Annotated in this window: 10 protein-coding genes; 1 reads left to right on the forward strand and 9 read right to left on the reverse strand. The window is 37.8% G+C overall.

Features of this window, described 5'->3' with window-relative positions; all coding sequences use genetic code 11:
- Positions 1 to 58: 58 nt before the first annotated feature.
- The 7 genes from M3P05_RS19845 to M3P05_RS19875 form a co-directional block, all read right to left on the reverse strand.
- Positions 59 to 1738 carry a type I restriction enzyme HsdR N-terminal domain-containing protein gene (locus tag M3P05_RS19845; RefSeq protein WP_249701863.1) on the reverse strand — a complete coding sequence of 560 codons (1680 nt, stop codon included), beginning with the start codon at positions 1736 to 1738 and terminating at the stop codon, positions 59 to 61.
- Positions 1739 to 1865: 127 nt separating this feature from the next.
- Positions 1866 to 2612 carry a cysteine hydrolase gene (locus M3P05_RS19850; RefSeq protein WP_249701864.1) on the reverse strand — a complete coding sequence of 249 codons (747 nt, stop codon included), beginning with the start codon at positions 2610 to 2612 and terminating at the stop codon, positions 1866 to 1868.
- A 153-nt stretch (positions 2613 to 2765) separates the two neighbouring features.
- Positions 2766 to 3071, reverse strand: a complete 306-nt coding sequence (locus M3P05_RS19855) for a hypothetical protein (RefSeq protein ID WP_249701865.1) — start codon at positions 3069 to 3071, stop codon at positions 2766 to 2768.
- A complete protein-coding gene (locus M3P05_RS19860; protein WP_249701866.1) occupies positions 3068 to 3550 on the reverse strand; it encodes a hypothetical protein in 483 nt (160 codons plus the stop codon). The genes M3P05_RS19855 and M3P05_RS19860 overlap by 4 nt, the downstream gene beginning before the upstream one ends.
- A 95-nt stretch (positions 3551 to 3645) precedes the next feature.
- The gene (locus tag M3P05_RS19865) at positions 3646 to 4725 is read right to left on the reverse strand and encodes a type I restriction endonuclease (protein WP_249701867.1); all 1080 of its coding nucleotides are present in this window, start codon (positions 4723 to 4725) and stop codon (positions 3646 to 3648) included.
- A gap of 460 nt (positions 4726 to 5185) precedes the next feature.
- Positions 5186 to 5521, reverse strand: a complete 336-nt coding sequence (locus M3P05_RS19870; protein ID WP_249701868.1) for a hypothetical protein — start codon at positions 5519 to 5521, stop codon at positions 5186 to 5188.
- 11 nt (positions 5522 to 5532) lie between these two features.
- Positions 5533 to 6003 (reverse strand): type VI secretion system amidase effector protein Tae4, encoded by a 471-nt coding sequence (locus M3P05_RS19875; protein WP_249701869.1) that lies wholly within the window; start codon positions 6001 to 6003, stop codon positions 5533 to 5535.
- A gap of 114 nt (positions 6004 to 6117) precedes the next feature.
- On the opposite strand from M3P05_RS19875, the gene M3P05_RS19880 reads away from it, so the two are divergent.
- The gene (locus tag M3P05_RS19880; RefSeq protein ID WP_249701870.1) at positions 6118 to 6309 is read left to right on the forward strand and encodes a hypothetical protein; all 192 of its coding nucleotides are present in this window, start codon (positions 6118 to 6120) and stop codon (positions 6307 to 6309) included.
- 437 nt (positions 6310 to 6746) lie between these two features.
- On the opposite strand, the gene M3P05_RS19885 is transcribed toward M3P05_RS19880, so the two are convergent.
- Both M3P05_RS19885 and M3P05_RS19890 read right to left on the reverse strand, forming a co-directional pair.
- A complete protein-coding gene (locus tag M3P05_RS19885; RefSeq protein ID WP_249701871.1) occupies positions 6747 to 7580 on the reverse strand; it encodes a pPIWI-associating nuclease domain-containing protein in 834 nt (277 codons plus the stop codon).
- Between the two features lie 174 nt (positions 7581 to 7754).
- Positions 7755 to 8303, reverse strand: coding sequence for a hypothetical protein (locus M3P05_RS19890; RefSeq protein WP_249701872.1), 549 nt, complete (start codon positions 8301 to 8303; stop codon positions 7755 to 7757).
- Positions 8304 to 8467 lie beyond the last annotated feature (164 nt).

Below are 8467 nucleotides of genomic sequence, written 5' to 3' on the forward strand. Positions count from 1 at the left end.
TAAATCAGGTGCGCCGAAGGCGTCACCTGGATTTACTTGTTATGTTTCTTTTCCCGGTTTATGAATATCCATAGAGCGTTTTCAATGAACCTTGCAACTCATCGTTACCGAGGAAAAAACGGTCAGAATGTTTAATGCCCTTTCCTGGTGAATTATCAGGTATCTCTTTACCCTCTAGCATTTCTTTGGCCGCCCAAGAGCCGGTTTCAGAAAGTGTTATTACTTCATCCATGTGATTATCCAGTGTATATTTTTTCCACTTCTCGCTCATTTTTATGACGCATAAGCAGTTATGCCCTAAATTGTCGTAGACAACAGAAGAAGCTTCCGTTGGATGCAACTCTCCCAAATCTTTCTCTCGAAGAAGCTGGCGATAATTTGGTGCACTCTCAAGAAGTATTTTTTCTAAGTGCCAAACTTGGGATAACTGTTGCTTTGCCAAAGCTGAATTGAATTTGTACTTGTCGGAAGTAAAATCTGAAACAAACCTATCTGTTGCCATGAGGCTGAGTCTATCGATATCGATAATTATATTTCTTTTTGGGGAAGATAATATCTGGTTCCATGAAAACTCAGATTCATTCACTCTCGTTAATAAGTGTTGGAGCTCGCTTCCCTGATTTATTTGGGGGCTAACAATAGACAACACCTTGAACAAGCGCCTGAATGCTGATGATGCAAGCAGGATAATTTTTCTTGCTTCATCATCTTTAAAGAAATTCAAGGTATGACTTATTAATCCCTTTATAGTTGACTCTACCGTTTTATCTCCCTTACCGATTAACCATGATGGCGACCAATTTAAGGTATTTGTTTCCATTTCAAGCTGTATTAAAAAACTTAAAGCATTTGAATAGTAGGCATCATTCGCATCTCTATAGTGGTCAGGGAATACCTTGTATATTACATCAAAGCTTCTCCCTTCAAGACAATGATCAATTAAAACTCTGTTCATTGAGTGCATTGTTGGTATTGGTTGAGAGAAGAAGAAATATACATCAATGATGTCATCTATGCTTGCATTCGAAACTTCAGCCGCTGAATCTTTCTCTGTAAATTCAGCAGATTGAAAATTTTTGAGAATTTGCCCCCTCTTTTCTCTAAATCTATTTTCGATGATATCTAGGAACTCATTTACTCTCTGTTGATTGAATTCTGACTCGAAAGCTTTATCTATAGATTTTAGGACTCTTCTTTTATAAAAGAACCAAATCTGCATTGGTTCTAATATTTTTCTTAAAGAATCGATATTCTCTAAAAGATTCTTTATCTTAAATGAAATTACAGGGGTTTCGAGATTTTCCTCTCTATCGAATATCTCTAACTTCAAACCATCACATAAAACAATGACAGACGCATTAATTTCTGGATGAATTGAGTATTCTGTTGCTTGACTTAACTCATCATACCCAAAGCTATCTCCCTTTAACGGTCTCTTTGCTTCAATAATCCAAAAGTTCTCTCTCCACAAAGTAAAGCTATAATCGATATATTTATGTGTTTTCCCAAGGAATCGAATGTGCTTTTCTCTATCAACAGATGAAAATTGACCTTTTTTGTACCCTAACACTCTTATTATTGGGTCAATTATCTCACCTCGAACATCAGCCTCAGTGAATCCAGTAACATCTAAATCTTGAACGTACTTTAACTCGTCAAGATACTGCGTACTTAATGGCGAGATGTTTTTGTGGAGAAGCAATCCTTCCCTGATATTAAATTGATTATCTATTAACATAACTTCTCAGATATGACTGTGTTGGAATGTACACTGATGAAACATAACGCCTGCTTCAGCCGCGCCGCCGCAGGCGGCGTCGGGTGAGCGAAGCGAACGAACTGGAAGCATTTGTTAGGCGTGGTGTTTAGATTGATGAGAATTTATACAACCTTTCATGTTCCATGCTGTGTAATGTAGGTGATGTAGGATCATAGTTTTTGATTAATTTTTTTTGCGTATAAACAGAATAACCATATTCAACAGCTCCAAACTCTTCTCCATCGAATTCAAAATATTCAGTTCCTTCTTTTATTCCGATAATTGAAGAACGAATACAACAGTTATCAAATTCTCCTGCAATTATGAGCGCACCTGCATTTAATCGCCTTAAGTGATCATGTGTTTCTGGTGTTGAAAATATTGATGGCATAGGTTTGACAATATTTGGGGTTGATTGTGGCAAAAAATTAGCTATTTTGCACTTTTTTTTTGCTTTTGCCAAAATTGGCTCAAATTCAAAATTTATAATGTCTATTTTTCTATCCTTGCAAAAAACAACTAATTTTTTTAATTCTTCAATATATTCTGCATCACTGTAAACATCAATAAGACAGAGTACAAACTTAAGGCCGCTTCTTAAGGCTTTATCGATTTCATCATAAAAATCACCACTAATGTCAGGAGTATATGATAAATAATTAGAGGCTATAACTGATTCCTTTCCAGATGGAGCTAACTCTCGATTGAAGTGTATTTCACCAATAGATCGTAATTTTGGTGATAATACACGCCAAGATGGTTCTCCTCTTGGTATCTTTTTTTCACCACTGGTTTCCTCTTTTGAAGATTCACTATTTTTTAAGTAGGGGTTACCTTGAACAGTATTTAACATAAGAATATCCTTTTCTAAATTAGATTGGGCAACCTACCATACAAAAAAGATTAATTTACTAACAATTTGGTAAGAACGCCTAACGCCAGCATGTGGGGCGCCGCAGGCGTCCCACGAGCGAAGCGAGGAACACCATGCTCTTGTTAAGCGCTATTACGCTTCATCTGAGACTTGTTCCCAGATAGATTCAAACCCTTTAGATTCCATGTACAAGCTTACCTCATAGTGGATGTCCGGAAGAGTATCAGAGTTATCTGACCTACCTAGTACCACTGTGCCTGACTCGGAATCATCTGCCATCTGATCTACGGCTCTCCATACGAACTTTGAGAATGCAAGAGCTTCATCTCGATTGGAAACCCCTGACTGTAAAATAGAAAGAATATTTTGATCTTGGAGAGCAGTAGCGTAATGCTGCAATAGATCTAAAACATGAGGATAACGATTGAACTGAATCACGATGCTAACTCCGAATCTCTTATAACTGACATTCTATCAGCTACCCAGCGTAGTTTTTCCACTAAGCTACTAACTTTCATTTCTCGAGTAACAGCAAGAAAGTAGTGACCTTTCTTCTTTGGTTTTCGGTCTTGGACAAAAGCTAACCCATCAGGAATGTCTGACTTCGAAAGTACCCAATAGACATCTACGGGCTTCCTTTTTCCCCGAGAGACCATTTTGTAAACACCTTTCAAATTTTGCCATGTAGATGAGAATGAGAGTCCCATCTGATCATCAGGTAATACCCACTGCTCATCTTGTGAAAATTTATAATCACAGATTCTGATTCCCATTACTGTTCGAAATCGACCTTCACCCGGCTCTGAATAAAGAGTTGGATGTTCTCCTCTTAAAGTAGGTCTTGCAACATAACCATCTATTTGATTGATTATCTCACGTAAATCAGTAAGGCATTTGAATTGAAGAGTGTCGTCCATTGATCTCTCGTTTTATTGTGATATTTATTGTGGCGCTTAACGCTTGCGTCAGGCGCCGCCGAAGGCGGTCGCCTGGACGCACTTGTTATGAGCGATTACTCCTCGTAGGAATCAACTGTTTCAAGAAGCATGTCATTAAAGCTGAAAATATCTTCAAGAGAGTCTATTGGGTGCCTTGTTTCTTTTTTATTGCTATCGAATATCCCAAGATATTTTTGTTTAGCATTGAAATGCAGTCTACATAATGGTTTTCTATTGTTATCGTCCAACAATACTCCAAAGTAACTTTGCGTATCTCTGGCTGAAATTCGGTCAACTTCAAGTTTTTTGCGGAGTATTGCTCTTACGATATTAAAACCATCTAACTCCTCTTCTGTTGTTACTATTTTGCTATCTTCTTCTTCAAAGTCTACGATTTCTTGCTCTACTTCCACTTCGTCGGGAATATTAGATTTAACATCATTTCCTATAGCAGATTTTAGACGCTCATTAATACTGTCATTTAGAAACTGCTTAAGAGCTTTGGTAGTAATTTCAAGGAATTGAGACTTAACTTTTGCAGTTAAAACGCCATCATATACTCTAGAAGCAAAAAATTTAACAAAATCTTCTTCTGGTTCTTTAAATTGACTTGCAAGTAGCTTTTTTATCTGGTTTAAGTATTTCAGTTCACCTGCAGCCCCAACGATTGAATCAACATCAAATGATGATTTTGTCAGTTTCTTCACCTCTGGGATGATGTGTTCATCAATATCCTCTAGATCAAGAACAAGAAATGGTTTTTCATCCATCTTGTTTGGAGCATCTAGGTCAGTATAAAACTCATAGATCGCGCCATTTGTTAATATTGCTAACCTTGCATTTGTAACTGAAAAGTATCTAAATAATTGACTTGCATGCTTTGGCGTTAGTTTTTCACCATACTTTTTGCATTCAATTAAGATTTGAACTTCATCATCTTTAATAAGCGCATAATCAACTTTTTCACCTTTTTTTGTTCCAGTGTCTGCCGTGAATTCTGGAATCACTTCATTTGGGTCAAAGACATCGTAACCTAAAACAGAATGTAAAAACGGCATGACCAAAGCATTTTTTGTTGCTTCTTCAGTCGTCAAATTTTCTCCTACTTGAGAAATTTTCTTAGACAAGCCTTGGAGTCTTTCGATGAAATCCATCTCTATTCCTTTTATGTTGATTGAGATTTATTAAAAATTCGAAGTTCTTGTGATGTTTGATTAGCTCATAACGCCCGCGTAAGGGGCTGCGCCGCCAGGCGCAGTCCCGATTGACGCGCTTGTTAGGTGTGCCGACAACTTTGATTCGGCAGGATAACTTAAATGCCTGCCACAAACTGATATGAAGGCAATGGTAAAGGTGACTGCTGGCGTTGCAACTGTGCGAGTACCAAAGAAAGATAGCAAGACGAGTTGGAAACGAATAGCACACCAACACGAAACCAATTTACGAGTGACTCGGAAAACAGCAACGCTGAACTTTCACAACGCCAGCATTGCACAATGTTGAAAATTCATTTGCAAAAAATCTTCCCTGCCTCGATTTCTGGGCAAGGCCACCTAACGCTTGCATGAGGGGCGCCGCCGCAGACGGCGTCCCTTTGATGCACTTGTTATGCGCCTATTTCAGGCAGTTTGTTTTTTGTGATTCGGGTGGTGTTGTTTTGAGGCAATTGACTATTTCTACTAGTTCGTGTGCTGTTTTTTTATGAATATACTCGAATCCAAAATTTGCCTCTGTTCCATACCAGGAAAGAGACTCATTGAATATTAATTGGTGATCTTCGGAAAGTTGACTTTCAATATCAGGGATGTTGGTTAGTGTGTTATTAGGGTCATAATCTATAGTTAAACCCCCATCTGGTATGGTATTTTCAATGCTCTTATATGATGGAAAGTTATCACCAGAACAAGCGGTTATGAGTACTAGTGTTGTAAGTAGCAGCAATCTTTTCATTTATTATTAACTCACTGAACAGGCCAAAACCACACTGTAGCATCTGAGTAATGCCTACCACCTCTAAAGGCAAACTCAAACCACGTAGAGTATTTCGTAAGTCTAATTCCATTCCATAAATCTATATGGTCACCTTGTTGGCCAGGGCCATAATAATCTTTGAAGAAGATAATTCCAGTTTTACCTTTTATCTGATCAAAGCCATTTACTCCTTCAAATACCACCCTTTTTTTGAAAGGAGAAAATGGTGATTTCAACCAGTTAGCAAGCTCTTCCGCTCTCAAAATATGAGCTGGATTATGCTTATGCCAACATTTTGCCCCTTTGAAAGTCTCAAGTGAAACTCCAGACTTTCTTAGAGACTCACCGAGACGAATAGCGCACTGATTTTCAAATGCTCTTTTTCCATTAACTAAGCATGGTGCATCATCAAATGTTGATTCAACACTTGGATGGTTATCCCATAATTTACTGAACTTCAAGATTTCCCCTCTTGTTTGTTTTTCTCATGACGCATAACGCTTGCATGAGGGGCGCCGCCGCAGGCGGCGTCCCTTTGATGCACTTGTTACCCGCTTTTGCGGCGATGTTTGAAAATGCTGATGCTGGCATTGCACAAAGGCAGCAGTGACCAAAGAGCAGGCAGAATGAGTTTGTTTGCTGACCAACCAGGAAAACTGGAACCAATTGCGGCCTTGCCTGCCAGCTTTGAAATAGTGAATAGCGGTGCTGAGTTTACCCCGATTTTTACACCACACAAATGTGAAATGCTGGCAGTGAAATATTGAACTGACAGCGCCACGAAACCTTGGGAGCACTTTGCTTGCGCTGGCACAACTGGGAAGCAGCCCGATAATATTTACAGGAGGAACACGTTGAATTGCTGAACTATCAGGATATAAACGTGACAAACTCCGATACTGATTGCCAGCCTTGGTGAACCATGGTAGCACAATGTTTGTGCTGGCGTAGCACGAATAACATTTGAGCACACTACCGCCTGCCAGCGAAGATAAACCTGCAGCAACTCCTTAGCTTTTGCTGGCATTGCACAAATTTACTCGATTCTTGATCGCCAGCTTTGAAAGAGCTGAGGTTAAAGATTTTTGGTGGGATTTACGATGACTTGGGACTATTGATTCCCCCAACGCGGGTAACGCTTGCATCAGGGGCTGTGCCGCAGGCGCAGTCCCTTGCCTGCACTTGTTAAGCGCGGATTTGACTTTTACTCATACCAAGATGAAGTGTCTACATCTAGCTCGCCAGAACTAGCTGTAATGTTGTCTGGATCTCTTATACAGGCTTTAACTGGAAGCTTAAATGGATAACTAGCTGAGATTTGGCAAAGGTCATGTCTCGGGCCATACTCTTGTGTGACATGGATGGTTCCTTCAACTAATGCATCAATACCTTCATCATCGAAGTACTCGATTTCCAATCCTTCTGGAGTTATGTCGTCTATATAAAACCGTTGAGAGATTATTGACAAATCTTCTGGCGAAGAAAATATGGCTGCATTCATTACAGGTTCATAAATTTTCCCTTCAAGGCAATTTTTAATAATTTTTTCAAAGTCATCAATTTCTTCTATGACTTCTTTCGATCTTTGAATGATATATTTCATATCTAAGAAAAACTTTTTTGGTGAAGCATGCAAGTGCTTTTCTGTGATATGTGTGTATTTATTGAAGAAATTAAATTCTTTGAGATACTCTTTAATGCTTAAATTTAATTCATCCAATGTGTACCGATCTAAATACTTATCAGACAAGATGCCTTGTGCACAATATTTAAGCTTTTGCCTCCGAGTTACTTCAAACTTTTCACTTTCCTTTTTATACCAAGAAGCTTTTTTTACATCTTCATTTTTAGCTTTTTTATCGATCAAATGTAATACAAGTTCTCGCATTGAAAATGCGAAATTATGGAATCTAAGAGGATTTCCATGAGAGCAATAATTCCTCAAGCTTGATAAAAAAAGTTCTTTTTCAAAACCTGTTTCTAAAAGACTCTGAAAGTCTTCGATGAAATCAAAATTTAACAGCTTTTTTAATTTCAATTTTAATACTCAAATACTTAAAGGTTGAGGGCGCTTAACGCCTGCATCAGGGGCTGCGCCGCAGGCGCAGTCCCTTGCCTGCACTTGTTATGTGATAATTTTTTTGTGCAGAGGCTGTTTAATGATTATTCACATATAAGCTAATAACAGAATTATTTTATCTTTAAGGAATTATTAAATTGAATTTAAGTTTTTTCTCGTGGTCGCAACAATTTTAGGCAAATAATTATTCTCTAATTTGAGTATTATTTTGTCTAAAGCCATTTCAATCTTACCAGCAATGTCATTATTATCTATGGCCATCGCAATGGGCAAGCCAATTATTGTAGCCGATGACGCAAAGTAGACAGGAGCCTTCCAATCTTCTCGTTCATCTATAGTGTTTTTTTCTGATACTGAAAAAGATTTCCCATACTTATTAAAACTAAATATAAGGTTTACATGAAGATTTCTTTCTTCTATTTCCCAGTCAGGAAAGATTACAATATCATAAGTTAAATGCTGTCCATAGGGATTGTCTGCATAGATAATATCAACCTGCTTTGTTATGTATTCCATTCTTAACTTTAGCTTTTCAGCTAATCCAGGATAAATATAAGCATCGCCTCCGTCTATATGGTAGTATTTTTCCTCTTGGCTTGGTTTTATAAAGATTGCAACCCTGAGGGAGTTTTGCTTTTGGAGGAATAATTCTTTATCAATAGGGGTGCTATCAATGACCATTTTATTAGAACAGCCCGAAAAGAAAATTGTACAAAAAATTATCAACAGCAATTTGCACTTCATTTAAAAAACTCACTTAATAATTTTAATCTAGATGGAAGTTAATAACGAATTATACTTTTAAATTTATTAGTTTGATGTATGACTTTCGATGTTTCTTCACA

Origin of the sequence: Parendozoicomonas callyspongiae, assembly GCF_023502345.1 — a bacterium.
GTDB lineage: Bacteria > Pseudomonadota > Gammaproteobacteria > Pseudomonadales > Endozoicomonadaceae > Sansalvadorimonas > Sansalvadorimonas callyspongiae.